The following is an 18,518-nucleotide window of genomic DNA, read 5'->3' as shown; positions in this document are numbered from 1 at the left end:
CGCACAGAAGATCGCCTGACCATGCCTATTTCGCTCCCCCGTCGCCCTCTGCTGGGCGTCCTGCTGGCCGGCCTGTTCGCCATCACTTTGCCATCACTAGCCAGCGCCGAGGCTGCCAAACGCCTGCGCATCGGCATCACCCTGCACCCGTACTACAGCTATGTCAGCAACATCGTCGGCGACAAGGCCGAGGTGGTGCCGCTGATCCCGGCCGGTTTCAACCCGCACGCCTACGAACCTCGCGCCGAAGATATCAAACGGATCGGCTCGCTGGACGTGATCGTGCTCAACGGCGTGGGCCACGACGATTTCGCTGACCGCATGATCGAGGCCAGCGAAAATCCCAAGGTCCCGGTGATCGAAGCGAACGCCGACGTACCGCTACTGGCCGCCACCGGTATTGCCGCCCGCGGCGCCGGCAAGGTGGTCAACCCGCACACCTTCCTGTCGATCAGCGCCTCGATCGCCCAGGTCAATAACATTGCCCGTGAACTGGGCAAGCTCGACCCGGACAACGCCAAGACCTACACCGCCAACGCCCGGGCCTACGCCAAGCGGCTGCGGCAGATGCGTGCCGACGCCCTGGCCAAGCTGACCCAGGCACCCAATGCCGAGTTGCGCGTGGCGACGGTGCACGCCGCCTACGACTACCTGCTGCGCGAATTTGGTCTGGAGGTCACCGCAGTGGTCGAGCCGGCCCACGGCATCGAACCAAGCCCCAGCCAGCTGAAAAAAACCATCGACCAACTGCGCGAGCTGGACGTGAAGGTGATCTTTTCCGAAATGGATTTCCCTTCCAGCTATGTCGATACCATCCAGCGCGAGTCCGGTGTGAAACTCTACCCGCTGTCGCACATTTCCTACGGCGAGTACACCGCCGACAAGTATGAAAAGGACATGACCGGCAACCTCGACACCGTGGTCCGGGCCATTCAGGAGAGTGGCGCATGACCGCAGCCGAACAGATCCAGCGGACCCGCAACGGCCCGGCCATCGAATTCGACCAGGTCAGCCTGACCCTGGGCCGCACGGTGATTCTTGACCGTATCAGCTTCGCGGTGGAACCCGGCAATATCCACGCACTGGTCGGCCCCAACGGCGGCGGCAAAAGCTCGCTGATCAAAACCCTGCTCGGCCAGATGCCGCACCAGGGTCAACTCTGCCTGCAATGGCCCGCCGCGCAAGGCGTGATCGGCTATGTACCCCAGGCGCTGGAGTTCGACCGTGGCCTGCCGATGACCGTCGAAGACTTCATGGCCGCCATGTGCCAACGCCGCCCGGCCTTTCTCGGCCTGTCCAGGCATTACGCCGCCGCCATCGGCGAGGCGCTGGAGCGAGTCGGGATGCACGACAAACGCAAGCGACGCATGGGCGCGCTGTCCGGTGGTGAGCGCCAGCGCGTGCTGCTCGCCCAGGGGCTGATTCCCAGCCCGCAACTGCTGGTGCTCGACGAACCCATGTCAGCCCTCGACGAACCGGGCATCCAGGTCTTCGAACGGCTGCTTGCCGACTGGCGACGCAGCGGCATCACAGTGCTGTGGATCGAGCACGATCTGGCCGCGGTAAAGCGCCTGGCTGATCGGGTCACCGGGCTGAATCGCCGGGTGCTGTTCGATGAATCGGCGCAGACTGCACTGACCCCGGAGCGGCTGCTCACGCTGTTTTCTGCCCAGCCACGCAGCAGCGGGGGTGACGCGTGATGTCTTACGAGAACTTTCGCCTGTTCGTTCAGGACCTCGCCAGCACCGGCTATCTGCCTGAAGCACTGGCCTATGGTTTTGTGGTCAACGCCCTGTTGGCCGGCCTGCTGATCGGTCCGGTGCTGGGCGGTTTGGGCACCCTGGTGGTGGTCAAGCGCTTCGCGTTCTTTTCCGAAGCAGTCGGCCACGCCGCGTTGACCGGCGTGGCCATCGGCATCCTGCTCGGCGAGCCCTACACCGGCCCGTACGGCAGCCTGTTCGCCTACTGCCTGCTGTTCGGCATCGTGCTCAACTATTTGCGCAACCGCACCGGCTTGACGCCAGACACGCTGATCGGCGTATTTCTGTCGGTATCCTTGGCAATGGGCGCCAGCCTGCTGCTGGTACTGGCCGGCAAGATCAACGTGCATATCCTTGAAAACGTACTGTTCGGCTCGGTGCTGACCGTCAATGGCAACGACCTGTTGGTGCTGACCGTGGTCGGCGCGCTGGTCATGGGGTTGAGCCTGCCGCTCTACAACCGCATCATGCTGGCCAGCTTCAACCCGCAACTGGCTGCGGTGCGCGGCGTGGCGGTCAAGCTGCTGGACTATCTGTTTGTGGTGCTGGTAACCCTGATCACCGTGGCGGCGGTAAAAGTCATCGGCGCGATTCTGGTCGGCGCCCTGCTGGTGATTCCGGCAGCGGCGGCCCGCCTGCTCAGCCAGTCGCTCAAGGGCTTTTTCTGGATTTCGGTGTTGATCGCCACGGTCAGCACCCTGTGCGGGATCCTGCTGCCCATCGTCTTCGACCTGCCGGTGCCTTCCGGCGCTGCCATCATTCTGGTCTGCGGGGCGGCCTTCGCCCTGGCCGCCATCGCCCGTGGCACCCTCCCCAGCCTGAAAGGGAACATCGGATAATGCACCTGCCCAACCTGCGTACCCTTAGCCCCGCAATCAGCCTCGCAATCAGCCTGGCACTGCCGCTTGGCGGTCTGTTCAGCCCTCACCTGCTGGCCGCTACGCCGCCACCGGCCCAGCAGCAGGCCGCCAAGCCGGTGCGGGTGCTGGCGAGCCTGCCGATCACTTACGGCCTCGGTCAGTTGCTGCTCAAAGACAGCGGCGTGGTGCTGGAGCGCGCCGCCGCCGCCAACCTGCCCGGCTCGCGGCAAAGCGCCTACTTCAGCGGTCGCGGCGCCGAGGCTCTACATAAGCTGGCCAACCAGGCCGATGCAGTGATCGGCCTGCGCTCGATCTGGACTGAAGACCCGCTGTACACCCACGCCCGACGCAGCAATATCCGCATCGTCGAGATCGATGCGGCGCGCCCGGTGGACGGCGCCCTGCCCGGCGTGGCCCTGCAACCCGGCGACAGCATCGATGGCCTGAACAGCCAGCCGTGGCTGGCCAGCCACAACCTCGGGCGCATGGCCGACGTACTGGCCGCCGACCTGGTGCGCCTGGCACCCGAGGCAAAGGCGAAGATCGACAGCAATCTGGCAGGCCTCAAGCAGCAGCTACTGAAACTCAGTGCCGACAGCGAAAAACGCCTGGCCCAGGCCGACAGTGTGGCGGTGGTCAGCCTTTCCGAACGGCTGGGCTACCTGATCAGCGGCCTGAACCTTGAGCAGGTCGGCCGCCAGGTGCTGGCTGACGACCAATGGACGCCTGCGGCCCTGAACACCCTGAGCACAACACTCAAGGACAATGAGGTGGCGGTGGTGCTTGACCATCGTGAGCCACCAGAGGCCGTCAAGGCGGCGATCAGTGCCGCCGGCAGTCAATTGCTGGTGCTCGGTAATGAAGCCGAAGATCCACTGACCGGGCTGCAGAGCGATGTAGAACAGCTCATCAAGGCGCTGACCAAAGGCTGAACCGCTGCACTGAAAAGCCAACGGGCGGTTCGCTGTGCGAGCCGCCCGTTTTTTTTGCCTTACTTGCTGGCGTGCATCACTGGCTGCGGCTCCGGCATGGCCGATGAGTGGTGGTTGAGGATCTTCCACTGGCCGCCGACTTTTTCGTACAGGAAGGTGTAACGGGCCTGCACCTCACGGGTCTTGCCGTTGGCGTCGGTCAGGGTGAAGGTGTAGACCCCGCTGTCCATCGCCGCATCATTACCCAGTTGGCGCACTTCCCGATAGTTGATACGGCCGACCGGCTTGAGCGCCAGAAAGTGCTCGAAGTAGTCGGTGATCAGCGCCGGGGTATTGCGCACCTGGTTGGACACGGTCGGCTGCAACACCGCATCCGGGGCATACAGGCTGACCACCTGCTGGGCGCTGCCGGTCTTCAAGGCCGCGTTCCACTGATCGAACAGGCTGGCGATCTCACGCTCTTTGGCATTGCTCGGCAACTCGGCCACCGTACGGTACACATAAGGAGCAATCGGGTCAGCGGCAGACACCCAGGGTGCGCCAAGGGCGAGGGTCAGAGCCAGAACAGTAGTTTTCAGTTTCATCGCGGTGATTCCTGCGGGTTGGTATGGGCTGTACTTTGCCGCGCCGCGCTGAGCCAGCCATCGGCCAACCGGGGTTATTTGCCTATGCCATTCGGCAGATGGGCAATACCCTGCCAGCCGGGTTCTAATAGCACTCTGGCGCCCGGGCGGGCGCCCCTCCGGAGCCTTCTGCATGCACAGTTCAGCCCATGACCCCGCCAGTGCCCTGGCAATCCGTACCCAGTATCGCCAGTCACAAAGCCGCGCCGCACGACTGCGCCTGCTGGTCGACACCGGCAGGGAGCTGACCCGGCTGGCTCCGCAGGCCATGCGCCAGCAAGTGGTCCAGCGCGCCTGTGCGTTTGTCGCCATGGATCACGGCCTGTTGCTGGAATGGGATGTTGAAGAGGCCGTGCAACCCACTGCCAGCGTGGGCAATCAGGAACAGCTGAGCGAGCTGGCCGGCCAGGCCGATACTTCAGCCAAGGAACCGCGCTGGCTGGAGCGACTCGACAGTGCCCTGCCCAACGTCCTGTGCCTGCCGTTGCGCGGCGCCGATGACCGCCCGTTCGGCATGCTGTTGCTGGCCAACAGCGTACCGATTGGTGCCCCCGACAGCGAAGACATCGAATCGCTGCATCTGCTGGCTACCTTGCTGGCTGCGCATCTGGAGAACAGCCGCCTGCTGCAGACGCTGATCGTGCGCGAACGCAGCATGTCCGAGCTGGTTAATCGGCTGTTCAGTGCCCAGGAGGATGAGCGCAAGCGGGTCGCCTATGACCTGCACGACGGCCTGGCCCAGACCCTGGCCGGCCTGCATCAGCGTCTGCAAGGTTTTGCCGGGCGCTGCCCACCGCTGAACGCGCCGCTGGACGACGATCTGCAGGCCATTCTCGATCTGGCCCAGCATTGCGTGGGCGAAGGCCGGCGCCTGATTGGCGGCCTGCGCCCCAGCGTGCTGGACGACTTCGGCCTGTTCCAGGCGGTGGACAAGGAAGTCGACCGGCTGCGCGAGGCCGGCATCACCGTGCACTGGTTTTCCCGCTCACTTTCGCGCCTGCCCAGCCATGTAGAGATCGCGCTGTTTCGGATTGCCCAGGAAGGCATCAACAATATCCTCAAGCACGCCGGGGCCGCCAACGTCAAACTGGAGCTGGAGCTGCACCAGAGCCATGTCGCACTGCTGCTTGAAGACGACGGTCGTGGCTTCGACAGCAACCTGCCAGCGAGCGGTCAGTCGCTGGGCCTGGTGGCCATGCAGGAGCGCGCCGGCCTGCTGGGCGGGCGCTTCAGCTGTACCAGTCGCCCGGCGGGCGGCACCCGATTACGCGCCATTGTTCCGTTAACCCATCACAACAAGGCAAACTCATGACTGCACCCCTGCGCCTGGTCCTGGCCGACGACCACGAAGTCACCCGCACCGGTTTCGTCGCGCTGCTGGCCGGGCACCCGGAGTTTGATGTGGTGGGCCAGGCCAGTGATGGCCAGCAGGCCGTAGCCCTGTGCGAAGCCTTGCAACCAGACATTGCCATCCTCGACATCCGCATGCCGGTGCTCAATGGATTGGGGGCAGCGCGCCTGCTGCAACAACGCATGCCTGCGCTGAAGGTGGTGATTTTCACCATGGACGACAGCATTGATCATCTGGAAGCGGCGATTACTGCCGGCGCAGTGGGGTATCTGCTCAAGGACGCCAGCCGTGATGAGGTGATTGCCAGCCTGCAGCGGGTCGCCCGTGGTGAAGAGGCCCTCAATGGGGCGGTCAGCGCCCGCTTGTTGCGGCGCATGGCCGAGCGCGGCGCACAGGCCGCTCCGACGCTCGAAACCCTCACCGCCCGTGAGCGTCAGGTGCTTGAACTGGTGGCCGGCGGCTGCAGCAACCGGGAAATCGGCGAACGCCTAGGCATCACCACCGGCACGGCCAAAGCCCACGTCGAGCGGGTGATCGGCAAACTCGGTGCGGCTGACCGCACCCAAGCGGCGGTGCGCGGTGTCGCGCTCGGCCTGGTGCCCAGCCAATGGACATAAAACCGCCTGCTGCGGCCAAACAGAGCCCGGCCAGTCGCTGGGCCGACCTGCCCTTGCGCGGCAAGGCGCTGGTGGCGATTTCCCTGCCGCTGGTGCTGCTGCTCTGTTCACTGGTGCTGATCTACATCACCGAACGCCAGACCGCCCGCGCCGAAGAAGACGTACGCCGGGTGCTGCTGGTGCAGGGCGATATCCAGACCGTGCACACCCAACTGGCCGAAGCCGCCGCCAGCGTACGCGGCTACCTGCTGACCCGCCGCGAAGACTTTCTGCCGGTTTACCTGCGTGCCGAAGCGCTGATAGACGCCGCCTTGCAACGGCTCGATCAGAACGTGCGCGATGCGCAGATCCGCGCCCACCTTGAAGCCATCGAGCCGCTGATCCAGACCAAGGTTGAGGGCCTGGCCGTGCTGCGCACTCTCAACGATGCCGACGGCCAGGCCGTTGCCGCCATTCTGGTTGAGAACAAGCACATCCTCGACGAGCTGCGCGAACGCATCAGCCTGATGCGTACCCGCGAGGACACCCTGCTCGACGAGCGCACCGCCGACGCGGCTGCCACCCGCCAACGGCTGTTGCTGTCGACCTTGTTGGCGGCCGGCTGCGGCCTGTTCGGCGCGATCGTCGCGGTGCTGTTACTGTCGCGCGGTATCGTCACTCGGGTCCAGCAGGTTCAAGGCAATGCCCAGCGCCTGGCGCTCGGCCAACCGCTGCATCCGCAGCCCCCTGAAAACGATGAAATTGGCCAGTTGGGTAGCCGCCTGGTGGAAGCCGGGCAGTTACTGGCCGAGCGTGAACGCGCTTTGCGTGACAACGAAGAACGCTTGCGCCTGATCATCGACGGGGTCAAGGACTACGGAATCTTCGCGCTGGACACCAAAGGCCGGGTCACCAGCTGGAACGCCGGCGCCGAGCGCATCAAGGGCTACACCGAGCAGGAGATCCTCGGTCGCCACTTCTCGCTGTTCTATCTGCCCGAGGAGCGTCCGCATCACCCGGCCATGGCCTTGAACGAAGCCACCCGCCAAGGCCACTACATGGAAGAAGGCTGGCGCTGCCGCCAGGACGGCAGCCGTTTCTGGGCCAGCGTGGTGATCACCGCCCAATACGATGGTAGCGGTGTGCTGCGCGGTTTCTCAAAGATTACCCGCGACATCACCGACCGGCGCAGCGCTGAAATTGCCCTGCGCACGGCCCGTGAGGAAGCAGAAAGTGCCAGCCGGGCCAAAAGCGAGTTTTTATCGCGGATGAGCCATGAGCTGCGCACGCCACTCAACTCGATCCTTGGGTTCGCGCAGCTGCTGGACATGGATGCCAGCCCCGCGCACCGCGCTCAGGTCGGGCATATCCTGCGTGCCGGCCAGCATCTGCTGACCCTGATCAACGAGATTCTCGACATTGCCCGCATCGAAGCCGGACGCCTGCCCCTCAACCCTGAACCCGTTGCCCTGACCGAGGTGTTGCAGGAAGCGCTGAGCCTGGTCTGGCCCATGGCAAGCGACGCCGGGATCGAGCTGAGCGAGCCACCGGCGCTGCCTCGGGACTGGGGTGTGACAGCAGACCGGCAACGCCTGATTCAAGTGCTGCTCAACCTGTTATCCAATGCCATCAAATACAACCGCAGCGCCGGCCGGGTGTGGATCACGGTGGCGCAACAACCCGGCTGCATGACGATAACCGTCCACGACACCGGCACGGGGATCCCTGTCGAGCGGCTGGATCGCCTGTTCAAACCCTTCGAACGCCTGGGCAACGACCCTAATGTAGAAGGTACCGGCCTGGGTCTGGCGCTGAGTCGTAATCTGCTGCAAGCCATGCAAGGCGATTTGCTGGTGAACAACCGGCCAGGCCAGGGTTGCAGCTTCATTGTGCAACTGCCCGCCGCTCAGATAGCGCCACAGCGAGCCATTGAACAACCGCCCGCCCTGCGCCAGGAAATACCGACACCGACTGCCGCAACGGTGCGCGGCAAGGTACTGTGCATTGAAGACAATCTGTCGAGCATGGCGTTGATCGAAACCCTGCTGCAACGCCGCCCCGGCATCCAGTTGCTGTCGAGCATGCTCGGCCAGTTGGGCCTGGACCTGGCACGCCAGCATGCACCGGACCTGATCCTGCTGGACGTTAACCTGCCTGACCTGCAGGGCCTGGAAGTTCTGCAGCGGCTGCGCCAGTCGGCGGCCACGGCCAATGTGCCGGTGCTGATGATGACCGCTGATGCCAGCGACCTGACCCAAAGCGCCTTGCGTGCCGCCGGTGCCAGCGCGATTCTCACCAAGCCGCTGCACATCCCGGCGTTTCTCGATCACCTGGACCAGTATCTACCGGAGCCTGCATGAACGGAGATTTCCGAATTCTGATCATCGACGATCAACGTCCTAACCTCGATCTGATGGAACAGTTACTCGCGCGTGAAGGCCTGCGCAACGTGCTGAGCAGCACCGAACCGCTTCGTACCCTGGACCTGTTCAACAGTTTTGAGCCCGACCTGGTGATACTCGACCTGCACATGCCGGAGTTCGACGGCTTCGCGGTGCTGGAACAGCTGAATCGGCGCATTCCGGCCAATCACTACCTGCCGATTCTGGTCCTGACCGCCGATGCGACCCGCGATACACGCTTGCGCGCCCTGGCACTCGGCGCCCGGGACTTCATCAGTAAACCGCTCGATGCCCTGGAAACCATGCTGCGGATCTGGAACCTGCTGGAAACCCGGGCGCTGTACAACCGGCTGCGCCAGCTGATTCCGGCGGAAAATATCGAACTGCTGCACCCGCGCAGCACGCCGGTGCAGCAGTGAGCGCAATGACTACTTGATCAGCACCACCGGGACCGAGACATCATGGATCACCCGGTTGGCCACCGAGCCCAACAGCAAACCGCCGAAACTGCCCAGCCCACGAGTGCCCATCACCACAGTGTCACACCCGAGCTTCTTGACTGCATCGGCAATCTGCTCGGCGACATTGCCCATATCGACATGAACCTCATGGGCGATACCGCTGGCATTAAGCTGCGCACTGGCTTTGTTCAGCACGCCCATGGCCTCATTGATCAAACCGGCCCGCACACCTTCGATCATGTCCGGTGCCAGATAATCGCCATAAGCCATCGGGCTGGACTGAACGTTGAGCACATGGACTTCCAGCGGCCGGGCGACTTGGCCTGCCAGATTGATCACATAGTCCAGCGCATGCCGGGCGTGGGCCGAACCATCGAAAGGAACCAGAACCTTGTGCATGACTGCTCTCCTGCAAGTGGGTATGTATTGAACATAGCCCCATGCCCGAGCAGCAGCCAGTGCGTTCCGGCGCCGCCTTGATCCAGGACAACAGCGGGTGAAATATAGTTATTAGCGCCCCGCCCCACTTGATGACCGGGCGCACTCAGGCAGGGATGGAATCCTGAGCCGCGCAAGCTTAAGGGGTGGTATTAAATGAATGGCTGATGCATGCGCGTAAATCGGTTTTCCCGGTGCCGCCTCAACAAGACGACACCGGGCTTACATGGTTAACGCCCTTCCAGAATCTGCGCCGCCTGATCAAACAGCGCCAGTGGCTGTTCGGCTTTCTGGATATCGGTAGAGAGAATCTGCCGGAAGCGCCGCGCCCCCGGAAAACCCACGGCCAGGCCCAGGATGTGCCGGGTGATATGGTGCATGTTGCCACCGCGCCCAAGATAATCGACCACATAAGGACGCAACGCCGCCATGGCCTCGGCACGGCTTATGGGCGGCTGCTGCACGCCAAACAGCCGGCTATCGACCTCGGCCAGCAGATAAGGGTTATGGTAAGCCTCACGCCCCAGCATCACGCCATCGAAGGTCTGCAAGTGCGCATGGCAGTCTTCCAGAGTCTTGATACCGCCATTGAGGATGATTTCCAGGTCTGGAAAATCAGTCTTCAATTGCGCAGCCACGTCGTAGCGCAGCGGCGGAACCTCGCGGTTCTCCTTGGGCGACAGCCCTTCGAGAATCGCAATCCGCGCATGCACGGTAAAACTGCGGCACCCCGCCTCACGCACCTGGCCGACGAAATCGCACAGTTGCTCATAGCTGTCACGACCATTAATACCGATCCGATGCTTGACCGTCACCGGAATCGCCACGGCATCCTGCATGGCCTTCACGCAATCACTGACCAGTGCCGGATGGCCCATCAGGCAGGCGCCGATCATGTTGTTCTGCACCCGGTCGCTGGGGCAACCGACGTTCAGGTTGACCTCGTCATACCCGGCCTCTTCGGCCAGACGCGCACAAGCCGCCAAATCCGCCGGATTGCTGCCGCCCAGTTGCAGGGCCAACGGGTGCTCGGCTTCGTGATGACCGAGAAACCGCTCGCGATCACCGAACAACACCGCGCCAGTAGTGACCATTTCGGTGTAGAGCAAGGTGTGTTTGGAGAGCAGGCGCAGGAAGTAACGGCAATGGCGATCCGTCCAATCCATCATCGGCGCCACGGAGAAGCGGCGGGAGGGCTCAGCCCGGGATAGACCAGCATTTACGGGGATTTCAGTTTTTTCGACAGTCATTTTTACTGATCTTATATACAGCGGTTTTTACCCGTTTTTGCTTGTTTTTTACAAACGATTGGTACAATGTACCAATCCAATTTGCGAATGTACCAACACAAAAATGGGCACAATCAGACAACGCAGGCGAAGCGACAACACGATTGCCTTTTCTGCGCAGATCCGTATCAATCAAGATGGTCAAACAGTTTATCAGGAAAGCCAGACCTTCGACCGCAAGCAGGTCGCGCAAGCCTGGATCAAGCGACGGGAAACCGAACTGGCGGCACCAGGGGCCATTGAGCGAGCCAATCGCAAAGGTGCCACCGTCAGGCAGATGATAGACCGGTACCTGGATGAGTACGAGAAGCTGAGACCGCTAGGCCGAACCAAACGCGCAACCTTGAATGCGATCAAGGAGACGTGGCTGGGTGACCTCAATGACGAACAGATAACCAGCCAAAAGCTGGTCGAATATGCGCTCGGCCGGATAGAGCGAGACGGCATCCAACCTCAAACCGTAGGCAATGACCTGGCCCATCTAGGGGCCGTACTTGCTGTGGCCAGGCCGGCGTGGGGATACATCATCGACCCCATGGCGATGCCTGATGCACGAAAGGTATTGAGGAAGATGGGCGCGGTAACCCGCAGCGCAGAACGCGAACGGCGACCAACACTGGACGAGCTGGACCGCATCCTGCACTACTTTGAGGAAATGCGGGACCGAAGAAAGCAAGAAATCGACATGGTGAGGGTCGTGCTGTTCGCCCTGTTTTCAACCAGGAGACAAGAGGAAATCACACGCATTAAATGGAGTTTGATGGATGAGAACCGGCAGCGCGTCCTCATCACGGACATGAAAAATCCAGGCCAGAAGTACGGCAACGATGTGTGGTGTCATGTTCCCGATGAAGCATGGCAGATAATGAAATCAATGCCGCGCGGGTCGGATGGCCCCTTTCCCTACAACGCAAAGTCAGTATCCGCATCATTCACCAGAGCCTGCAATTTTCTGGAGATCGATGACCTGCACTTCCACGATCTGCGCCATGACGGTGTAAGCCGGCTCTTTGAGATTGGATGGGATATCCCAAAAGCGGCCTCTGTGTCCGGGCACAGAGACTGGAACTCCATGAGACGATACACCCACCTCAGAGGAGACGGGGACAAGTACCAGGACTGGGAGTGGATTGAGCGCGCGATCAGTGGACCGACCATCGCTCCAGGCAATAGGCTAAATAGCAGAAGCAGAAGCACAACGCTTTGAGGCTGGGGCAGATCACAGCGCAATTTACTTGATAAGATATGCCGACCATCATCTGGATGTACTTCACTATGACGACGTGCCCTAGCTGTAAATCCACAAATATCGATAAACGCAACTATGGAAAGCGTGCGGGTGCAGCTATCGGTGGTATTGGCGGCGCGGCAGGCGGCGCAGCAACAGCGTTGGGCGGAGCAGCCGCTGGAGGACAAGCAGGTGCAGCGATTGGCGCGCTAGCAGGCCCGGTTGGTATAGCCGCTGGTGCGACTATCGGTGCTATCACGGGAGCTATCGCCGGCGCGTTGGCGGGAGGCACTGCGGGTGCAGCTGTGGGAGCTATCGCGGGCCGTGCTGTTGATGAACATGTCCTCGACAATTTTAAGTGCCTGACTTGCGGTCACACGTTCAACGAGGAATAGGACACCACATATCCCGATTGTGTTGCAGTAGACAGCCCAAAAAGCCGGAAGTCCCCATTAAAAGGGACTTCCGGCCAGTTTTATGAGTTCAGCAATATTGCGCTGAGGGCACAAGATGGCATGGTTTGGCGTGCAGTTTGCCCCATTTTTGACCCCGCGGCCCTGACGGTATCTGGCCAAGGGATGTGCAAAATAGCAGGCGAAACATAGAGCGCGAGGCGAAACAGGAAAGAAAGCGAAGTTACTGATTGTAGTAGTAAATTAGCAAACCGAGCCTGTTTTCAACGCTGCGGCGATGACGTAAGTGCTCTTTAGAAACACCCTAGAGCCCGGCAGTATCGCATCAAGCAAAAAAATTTCAGTCTTTTTTTTGCGCACAGACTATTTCGCCGCAGAACAAAATATAGCCCCTTCCAAACCTGTCAGAAAAGCATCCAAGGAATTCGATACACTTCTGACCGAAAGATAGATATTTTCGTAGCTTATATGTGATACAAGGCGATGGGTATCACCCTCCCTCTTACGGTAGCGTATCCCTGCAAGTGAATATATTTCTTTTAACTTACCTGCTGGATGCTTAACATCCGTCTCAGCATTTTGACTTTCAGGATTGAAGCCGGACTGCTGCTGTATGTAGGCAGCATTCAGCTTGGAATCAAGCTTCTCGAAATGAGTGAACTCATTCAAAAACCAAGCCTCAACCTCTCCGACGGCCAAGAATATTTGGACATTTTCCCCCTCACCGGCAAGCCCTCTATCAAGGCCCGCTTGAAATTTTTGTAAATCCTGCAGCGGCTTGGGGTACAAATCTTGCAAACCAATAATCGTATCGAAGCCTGTAGCAAATAGCTTAGATTTCTTTTCAATTATAGAGCTTTTAACGCCGTCCCCGCAGCAATTCACTATCATAATGAAGACATCAGCCACCTCAAGCGAAGCACCCTCTGCCCTCAGTTTGCTGAGGGCCCCGCCTCTATGCAACCAGAGTTCGATAGCAACACTGCCATAGCCAGCTATTTCAGTAATCAAACGGCTTACAAAATGAAGCTCGGTTTGCCCTTCAACGAATACTGCAACTTTTCTCATCAGACATCTTCCTTGACATAATGACCACCCGAGAAGAAGTCAAAATTACTCAACCCTGAGTACGAGAACTCATCAAAAACATCTTTGGAGTTATTATAATTAATTGATGAGACTTTCGACCCATTTCGGGAAAGCACAGTCCAATTCTCAAGAGGAACATAATTCATGACATATCGATCATTCGAGGACATGATTATCTGAATGTTATACTTAAGAGACTCACTAACTAACAAGCCTATCATCTTCCGTGCACGCTCGTGATCAAGCCCCTCACCGATATCATCAATCAAAATCAAAGGACTATCACCTAGTTGTAACTGCCTCCCCCCACAAGCATGCCTAGCCCACAAAATATTTGCATAAAACTGCACCAAAATTGCAAGTGCACGGTACATACCCTGAGACAAGCCACCCTGATTTACAAAGCATCTAACGCCTTTTTCTTTAACCGCAATAGCAAGTGGCGCCATCCCATGAAAATTAAACTCATTCACAGGTATCAGCATGACATCTTCAATCTGGTAGCCGATCTCCGCCATTGCTTCAATTAGTAGTGAATTATACTCAGCCTTGAATTTTTCATGAGTATTTAAATATACACCAGAAACGTTATCAGGCATTACACTACAATCAAGCTTCATCAATGGGTCAGGCGGAGCGGTATAACCACCAGTGAAATTTGACTTACCAAACTCAGAACCAAACCTATATATACATACGCCTCTCGCCCAAGCGTGCAGATCGGCAAACTGCGGATGTTGAATAGGATCACTTCGAACAACGGCCATCAGCTGGGAATTATCTACCTTATAATCAACTTTCGCTCCAGCTTTCTTAGCTACAGTGCCGTACCCTGTCGAGTCTCGCTGTAAAATTATACCCCCTTTTATTTTAAATAATTCACTTTCAATCACACCATCGTCAATTTTTAAACGATACTCTTGCTTTTCTTTAGCGGCACCCACACTCCTAATAAAGGATGCTTGCCAGTGACCACTTACAAAATTTCCGCCTCTACCGGCAAGCATCGATGCCAAGGCCTGGATTATATTTATTACTCGCGTTTTGCCACTGGAGTTCTTACCAACAATTAGATTTATCTGATCAAACTCAATTTTCTCTACTTGCCACTCAGTAGGCTTAAATTTAAATTCATCATAAGCAATAGATTTTATATACACTTGACCACTCCTTGTTCAAGCAGAGGACGCTATCAGAACACCATCACTCTTTCAATATGTGGGTTCACCTCTCAGCGTTCAACACGCGCACGAATCAACGTAACCGCCAAATTACCTGCCGTGATTCTAGCCACACGTTGGATTCAGAACAGTTGCGCTAGGACAGTGGGCTCCCAGTTTGTGATAACCAACTCACCGCTCACCCCGGCCTGGCTGGTTCGCTGATTTCCGGTCGTGTATCGAATATCCAGGGTCTCGAAGTGGAACCCTTCAAACGCCTGGCGGATCTCCGGGTGATCGTTGACGCTGACCATCACCCGTCCTTTGCAGCGGCGCATAAAGTCGGCCATGGCCAGGTACTGGTCGAACCCGAAGCCGACACCGTACCCGGCCGTTTGCCAGTAAGGCGGGTCCATGTAGTGGAACGTGTGCGCACGGTCGTAGCGCTCGGCACACTCCAGCCACGGTAGGTTCTCGACGTAGGTACCGGCCAGGCGTTGCCACGCAGCTGAAAGGTTTTCCTCGATCCGCAGTAGGTTGATCGCCGGGCCAGTGGTCGCGGTACCGAAGGTTTGCCCACTTACCTTGCCACCGAAGGCGTGCTGCTGAAGGTAGAAGAACCTGGCAGCGCGCTGAATGTCGGTCAGGGTTTCAGGCCGCGTCATCTTCTGCCACTCGAAGATCTGGCGGCTGGACAAGGCCCATTTGAACTGGCGGATGAACTCCTCCAGGTGGTTCTGCACCACGCGATAAAGGGTGACCAGGTCACCGTTGATGTCGTTCAGCACCTCGACAGGCGCTGCCTGGGGTCGCATGAAGTACAACGCGGCACCGCCGGCGAAGACTTCGACGTAGCATTCATGAGGGGGAAAGAGAGGGATCAAGCGGTCGGCCAGGCGGCGTTTACCACCCATCCAGGGAACGATAGGAGATGTCATAGATTGCAAGTCTTTACTGTATGGATAAACAGGTGATAGGCTCGCGGCGCTTTGTGCACGAAGCAGGGGCCACGGCTGGACTTGCAGGAAGGGTCTGCGGGTTCGGCGGCCCGCCCCGGTGTTGACGCACCGGGACGGGTCGCTCCTTTTGTCGCAAGGGTCTATACAGATACCCATTCTCGAAATACTGTATATAAAAACAGTTACTGGATACCTCTTCATGGACATTGATTTCGAAGCCGAAGCTTGGTTCGGAAACCCAGCACCGGAAGAGATGCTGCGGCAGCAGCTGTCGCTCATTGAAACGGAGAACGATCTGTTGCGCGCGGAGGTGGAACGCTACCGGGCGAACCAGGCGAAGCTGATCACGATGCTTCGCCTGGCCACGTACGAACGCGACACATTGCGGCGCGATGTCTCAGACCAGAGCAGGAAGCTTTCGGATATGTACGTCGAGCGGGCACAGCTGAAGAATGAACTCAGTACCCATGGCTGATGAAATGGACGACGTGATTCGGTCTGCGGAGAAGATCATGCGGCTACGCCCCGACCTGAGCCTGGCCACATTGATCGGGCACATCGACAGCCTGGGTAACGACACTGTCTATGACCGCCGTCATTGGGCGCAGGTCTGCCTCGACAGGGCCCAGGCCGATAGCCCGCTCCCCTGGGAAGCAGGCTATATAGAAAGGAGGTACCTGGCCTTGCTGAGTCGTTCGCCCTCCTGATCAGGGCGAAGCCCTTATCGCGTTGTACGCAGCCTCACAAGCAAGCCCCGCTATTCGGGCAGAATCAGCGAGCGCTGCCAGATCTCGATTTCTTGCGACAGATTTGTCGAGCACGACGGCGAGCAGATTGCCGGGGTTTTCGGCTGCCGTGCTGCCGGCGGTAGCGCAGGCACTGCGGCGCGCTCGATCTGCTGCGAGTAGCTGGTTGACTCGCTGACGCAACCCGTCAGCAGCAGTGGCAGCATCAGCAGCCTGGGTGAGCACCGTATCGATTTGTTTCTCAGCATCTTGTTGCACCTGGTCGATGGCCCGTTGATGGGCCTGCTCTTTTCCCCGCTCCACCTCGGTTGCGGTCAGCTTGGCCTTGGCGTCACGGGCGTCCCTATCATTCCAGAGTGCCTGCCACTCGCCTTTCTCGACAGACCGACCGTGGCTGTAAGCCAGCCACAACGCCCCGAAGATCAACGCCAGTCCGAGCCCCGCGCCGGCCAGCCACAGCCAGAGCCGACTTGTGCCGGCCACCATCAGCGCAGTCACTGCAACACCTTCAGCGCACGCTCGTACAGCGCTTGGCGATCAGCCAGACCGTTGGTGCCACCGTTGATGCGCTTTGTGACTGTCAGGAAGTCACCCTTGTCGGCCAGGGTGTTACAGCCGGCTTTCTGCCAGTACCAGCCGGCAGACATCGATGCGTACAGCGGATGCTCCAGCAGCTCCGGCGTGGCCAGCAGGCGACTGTCACCGAACAACGCTTCGCTGCAGGCTTCGTAGTTGTCGGTGCCGGTGACCTGAATCAGGCCGCGACCACGGTATTTCTGGCCGTCACCGTCAGCCTCGGGCGTATTGCCAAGGCGGTCCGCCAGACGACCGGTGTCGTACTTCGCCAGGTAGGCATCGCTGCCCAGCTCGCGCACGTAGCGCAGCTGACCCGACTCGTGGCCGATCTGGGCAATGAACGCGGCCACACGTAAGCGACCGACAATCCCGTACTTGCCCATCGCAGCATTGAGCACCGGCGTGAACAGAGCGGCCTGTCGGCCAGCATTGGGGAGGATCTGCAACAGTTGCTTTTCAGAGAGTGCCATTGGTTTTCTCCAGGCGAAAAAAAGCCGCGACATGCGCGGCGGTGTGTGAATCGTTGTGATTACCCGACGTCGATAACCTTCAGCGGGCCTTTTTCCTTCTTGCCCTTGGCATCGGCCTTGCCCTTGTTGCCGGCGTTGCACTCGACAGATGTGGTCCAGCCTGACTGGGTCCATGTCTGCTCGACAGACTCGACCAGGTACGTGCCGTCAGCACCTTCCTTGAAACCTTGGGCAGTGATCTTGCTTTCGGCGAACACGTCGGTGCGCCCGTTCATGTCCAACCTAACGCTGGCCGTTGAGCGGTTGAAAGCATCGATTCGGGCCTTGGCCGAGGCCTCGGCTGCGGACTTGTTGGGGTGCAGGTGGCGGTCGGTGTGCACAGGCGGGGTACCAGCAGGCGCGCTGTCGTTGCCGACGTCGATGACCTTCAGGTCGCCCTTCTCATCCTTGTAGCCGGCCCGGGCGCCTTTCTTGACACCCTCGTCAGAAAACCTGAACTGCCAGCGGCTGACGTCCGTTCGGTTGATCGTAATGGTCGGCAGATCCTTGCCGGTTGCGCTCTTGCCTTCATCTTTCTGCAGCACGATCAACTTGCCATCTGCGACCTTTGCAGTGCAGCCGTGCTGGTTGGCCAGCCGCGTGATGAAGTTGATGTCGCTTTCGCCCAGTTGGTCTGCACGCTCAACCAGGGTTTCGACGGTGCACACCGGCTCCAGGTTGTTGCGCTTGGCGACATCCGCAACGATGCTGGCCAGGGTGACGCCTTCCCAGCTTCCATTCCGGGTCTCTTTTGCGCTGCCCCGCGTCTCACCGGACTTGCTGCGGATCACGATTGTATCGGGCGGCCCCGACACCTCGACCTCATCCACGGTGTAGGTGCCGAGCAATGTGAGCTTGTCGCTCTTCCAGCCCAGCCACACCTCGATCTTGACCCCTTTACGGGGCAACGCGACAGCGCCGTCACGATCATCGATCCGCAGCTCAAACTCGTCAGAGTCGATACCAGGCTTGTCGACTGTACGTGCCAATAACAGTCGGTCATTGAGCAGGTCAGTGATGTCCTGCCCGTTTGCCACAATGCGATGCACAGGGCGCATCGATCCTCCTGAAATGCAAAAGCCCGCACGGGGCGGGCTGGTGTGAGATGGCTATCAGATCGCTGCGG

General features: G+C 59.4%; 20 protein-coding genes. 11 read left to right on the top strand and 9 right to left on the bottom strand.

Translation table 11 applies throughout. The features are described from left to right. Positions 1-21: 21 nt before the first annotated feature. The 4 genes from NJC40_RS17080 to NJC40_RS17065 are packed head-to-tail and all read left to right on the top strand — an operon-like array spanning position 22 to position 3,552. Complete coding sequence (locus NJC40_RS17080; protein ID WP_045490060.1) at positions 22-951, top strand: metal ABC transporter substrate-binding protein; 930 nt, start codon at positions 22-24, stop codon at positions 949-951. Then, the gene (locus NJC40_RS17075; protein WP_253140412.1) at positions 948-1,700 is read left to right on the top strand and encodes a metal ABC transporter ATP-binding protein; all 753 of its coding nucleotides are present in this window, start codon (positions 948-950) and stop codon (positions 1,698-1,700) included. The genes NJC40_RS17080 and NJC40_RS17075 overlap by 4 nt, the downstream gene beginning before the upstream one ends. Next, entirely contained in the window at positions 1,700-2,599 is a 900-nt protein-coding gene (locus tag NJC40_RS17070) for a metal ABC transporter permease (RefSeq protein WP_253140411.1), read from the top strand. Before NJC40_RS17075 ends, NJC40_RS17070 begins: the two co-directional genes overlap by 1 nt. A 5-nt stretch (positions 2,600-2,604) precedes the next feature. Beyond that, a complete protein-coding gene (locus NJC40_RS17065; protein ID WP_492180573.1) occupies positions 2,605-3,552 on the top strand; it encodes a metal ABC transporter solute-binding protein, Zn/Mn family in 948 nt (315 codons plus the stop codon). A gap of 59 nt (positions 3,553-3,611) precedes the next feature. Here NJC40_RS17065 and NJC40_RS17060 read toward each other — a convergent pair whose 3' ends face one another. Then, positions 3,612-4,136: an SgcJ/EcaC family oxidoreductase gene (locus NJC40_RS17060; protein WP_253140409.1), complete on the bottom strand. Its 525-nt coding sequence runs from the start codon at positions 4,134-4,136 to the stop codon at positions 3,612-3,614. Positions 4,137-4,308: 172 nt separating this feature from the next. Here NJC40_RS17060 and NJC40_RS17055 point away from each other — a divergent pair, with 172 nt between their 5' ends. The 4 genes from NJC40_RS17055 to NJC40_RS17040 are packed head-to-tail and all read left to right on the top strand — an operon-like array spanning position 4,309 to position 8,943. Next, the gene (locus NJC40_RS17055; protein ID WP_253110447.1) at positions 4,309-5,487 is read left to right on the top strand and encodes a sensor histidine kinase; all 1,179 of its coding nucleotides are present in this window, start codon (positions 4,309-4,311) and stop codon (positions 5,485-5,487) included. Beyond that, on the top strand, positions 5,484-6,143 hold the full coding sequence (locus tag NJC40_RS17050; protein WP_045490053.1) for a response regulator: 660 nt from the start codon (positions 5,484-5,486) through the stop codon (positions 6,141-6,143). Before NJC40_RS17055 ends, NJC40_RS17050 begins: the two co-directional genes overlap by 4 nt. Beyond that, positions 6,134-8,482: an ATP-binding protein gene (locus NJC40_RS17045; protein ID WP_253140408.1), complete on the top strand. Its 2,349-nt coding sequence runs from the start codon at positions 6,134-6,136 to the stop codon at positions 8,480-8,482. Before NJC40_RS17050 ends, NJC40_RS17045 begins: the two co-directional genes overlap by 10 nt. After that, complete coding sequence (locus tag NJC40_RS17040; protein WP_253140407.1) at positions 8,479-8,943, top strand: response regulator; 465 nt, start codon at positions 8,479-8,481, stop codon at positions 8,941-8,943. The genes NJC40_RS17045 and NJC40_RS17040 overlap by 4 nt, the downstream gene beginning before the upstream one ends. Before the next feature lie 9 nt (positions 8,944-8,952). Here the strand turns inward: NJC40_RS17040 and NJC40_RS17035 are convergent, their stop codons facing one another. Together NJC40_RS17035 and dusA are read right to left on the bottom strand one after the other, a co-directional pair. Beyond that, on the bottom strand, positions 8,953-9,384 hold the full coding sequence (locus tag NJC40_RS17035; RefSeq protein ID WP_253110443.1) for a universal stress protein: 432 nt from the start codon (positions 9,382-9,384) through the stop codon (positions 8,953-8,955). A gap of 269 nt (positions 9,385-9,653) precedes the next feature. After that, entirely contained in the window at positions 9,654-10,673 is a 1,020-nt protein-coding gene (dusA, locus tag NJC40_RS17030) for a tRNA dihydrouridine(20/20a) synthase DusA (RefSeq protein ID WP_253140406.1), read from the bottom strand. Positions 10,674-10,776: 103 nt separating this feature from the next. Between dusA and NJC40_RS17025 the strand changes: the two genes are divergently transcribed. Continuing rightward, positions 10,777-11,919 (top strand): site-specific integrase, encoded by a 1,143-nt coding sequence (locus NJC40_RS17025; RefSeq protein WP_253140405.1) that lies wholly within the window; start codon positions 10,777-10,779, stop codon positions 11,917-11,919. 797 nt (positions 11,920-12,716) lie between these two features. Here NJC40_RS17025 and NJC40_RS17020 read toward each other — a convergent pair. From NJC40_RS17020 to NJC40_RS17010, 3 genes are all read right to left on the bottom strand, one after another. Further along, on the bottom strand, positions 12,717-13,421 hold the full coding sequence (locus tag NJC40_RS17020) for a DUF4276 family protein (protein WP_253140404.1): 705 nt from the start codon (positions 13,419-13,421) through the stop codon (positions 12,717-12,719). Next, positions 13,421-14,602, bottom strand: a complete 1,182-nt coding sequence (locus NJC40_RS17015; RefSeq protein ID WP_253140403.1) for an ATP-binding protein — start codon at positions 14,600-14,602, stop codon at positions 13,421-13,423. The genes NJC40_RS17020 and NJC40_RS17015 overlap by 1 nt, the downstream gene beginning before the upstream one ends. Before the next feature lie 143 nt (positions 14,603-14,745). Beyond that, positions 14,746-15,540 (bottom strand): DNA adenine methylase, encoded by a 795-nt coding sequence (locus NJC40_RS17010; RefSeq protein WP_253140402.1) that lies wholly within the window; start codon positions 15,538-15,540, stop codon positions 14,746-14,748. A 220-nt stretch (positions 15,541-15,760) separates the two neighbouring features. Between NJC40_RS17010 and NJC40_RS17005 the strand changes: the two genes are divergently transcribed. Then, positions 15,761-16,036, top strand: coding sequence for a hypothetical protein (locus tag NJC40_RS17005; protein WP_253140401.1), 276 nt, complete (start codon positions 15,761-15,763; stop codon positions 16,034-16,036). Between the two features lie 37 nt (positions 16,037-16,073). After that, positions 16,074-16,268 carry a hypothetical protein gene (locus NJC40_RS17000; protein WP_253140400.1) on the top strand — a complete coding sequence of 65 codons (195 nt, stop codon included), beginning with the start codon at positions 16,074-16,076 and terminating at the stop codon, positions 16,266-16,268. On the opposite strand, the gene NJC40_RS16995 is transcribed toward NJC40_RS17000, so the two are convergent. From NJC40_RS16995 to NJC40_RS16985, 3 genes are read right to left on the bottom strand one after another with little or no spacing between them, the layout of a single operon-like run. Continuing rightward, positions 16,269-16,805 (bottom strand): DUF2514 family protein, encoded by a 537-nt coding sequence (locus NJC40_RS16995; protein WP_253140399.1) that lies wholly within the window; start codon positions 16,803-16,805, stop codon positions 16,269-16,271. Continuing rightward, entirely contained in the window at positions 16,802-17,353 is a 552-nt protein-coding gene (locus tag NJC40_RS16990) for a glycoside hydrolase family 19 protein (protein ID WP_253140398.1), read from the bottom strand. The genes NJC40_RS16995 and NJC40_RS16990 overlap by 4 nt, the downstream gene beginning before the upstream one ends. A 59-nt stretch (positions 17,354-17,412) precedes the next feature. Then, positions 17,413-18,450 carry a phage late control D family protein gene (locus tag NJC40_RS16985; protein ID WP_253140397.1) on the bottom strand — a complete coding sequence of 346 codons (1,038 nt, stop codon included), beginning with the start codon at positions 18,448-18,450 and terminating at the stop codon, positions 17,413-17,415. Positions 18,451-18,518: the final 68 nt, after the last annotated feature.

It is taken from the genome of Pseudomonas sp. 21LCFQ02, assembly GCF_024129895.2.
GTDB lineage: Bacteria > Pseudomonadota > Gammaproteobacteria > Pseudomonadales > Pseudomonadaceae > Aquipseudomonas.
The sequence above is the reverse complement of the archived record's forward strand: the minus strand, read 5'-3'. Positions and strand labels throughout refer to the sequence as shown.

Coding starts and splice junctions, on each gene's coding strand:
- NJC40_RS17075 (WP_253140412.1), top strand. CDS start 948: ATGACCGCAGCCGAACAGATCCAGCGGACCCGCAACGGCCCGGCCATC.
- NJC40_RS17070 (WP_253140411.1), top strand. CDS start 1,700: ATGTCTTACGAGAACTTTCGCCTGTTCGTTCAGGACCTCGCCAGCACC.
- NJC40_RS17050 (WP_045490053.1), top strand. CDS start 5,484: ATGACTGCACCCCTGCGCCTGGTCCTGGCCGACGACCACGAAGTCACC.
- NJC40_RS16985 (WP_253140397.1), bottom strand. CDS start 18,450: ATGCGCCCTGTGCATCGCATTGTGGCAAACGGGCAGGACATCACTGAC.
- NJC40_RS17060 (WP_253140409.1), bottom strand. CDS start 4,136: ATGAAACTGAAAACTACTGTTCTGGCTCTGACCCTCGCCCTTGGCGCA.
- NJC40_RS17035 (WP_253110443.1), bottom strand. CDS start 9,384: ATGCACAAGGTTCTGGTTCCTTTCGATGGTTCGGCCCACGCCCGGCAT.
- NJC40_RS17055 (WP_253110447.1), top strand. CDS start 4,309: ATGCACAGTTCAGCCCATGACCCCGCCAGTGCCCTGGCAATCCGTACC.
- NJC40_RS17005 (WP_253140401.1), top strand. CDS start 15,761: ATGGACATTGATTTCGAAGCCGAAGCTTGGTTCGGAAACCCAGCACCG.
- NJC40_RS17020 (WP_253140404.1), bottom strand. CDS start 13,421: ATGAGAAAAGTTGCAGTATTCGTTGAAGGGCAAACCGAGCTTCATTTT.
- NJC40_RS16990 (WP_253140398.1), bottom strand. CDS start 17,353: ATGGCACTCTCTGAAAAGCAACTGTTGCAGATCCTCCCCAATGCTGGC.
- NJC40_RS17000 (WP_253140400.1), top strand. CDS start 16,074: ATGCGGCTACGCCCCGACCTGAGCCTGGCCACATTGATCGGGCACATC.
- NJC40_RS17045 (WP_253140408.1), top strand. CDS start 6,134: ATGGACATAAAACCGCCTGCTGCGGCCAAACAGAGCCCGGCCAGTCGC.
- NJC40_RS17025 (WP_253140405.1), top strand. CDS start 10,777: ATGGGCACAATCAGACAACGCAGGCGAAGCGACAACACGATTGCCTTT.
- NJC40_RS17010 (WP_253140402.1), bottom strand. CDS start 15,540: ATGACATCTCCTATCGTTCCCTGGATGGGTGGTAAACGCCGCCTGGCC.
- NJC40_RS17040 (WP_253140407.1), top strand. CDS start 8,479: ATGAACGGAGATTTCCGAATTCTGATCATCGACGATCAACGTCCTAAC.
- NJC40_RS17080 (WP_045490060.1), top strand. CDS start 22: ATGCCTATTTCGCTCCCCCGTCGCCCTCTGCTGGGCGTCCTGCTGGCC.
- dusA (WP_253140406.1), bottom strand. CDS start 10,673: ATGACTGTCGAAAAAACTGAAATCCCCGTAAATGCTGGTCTATCCCGG.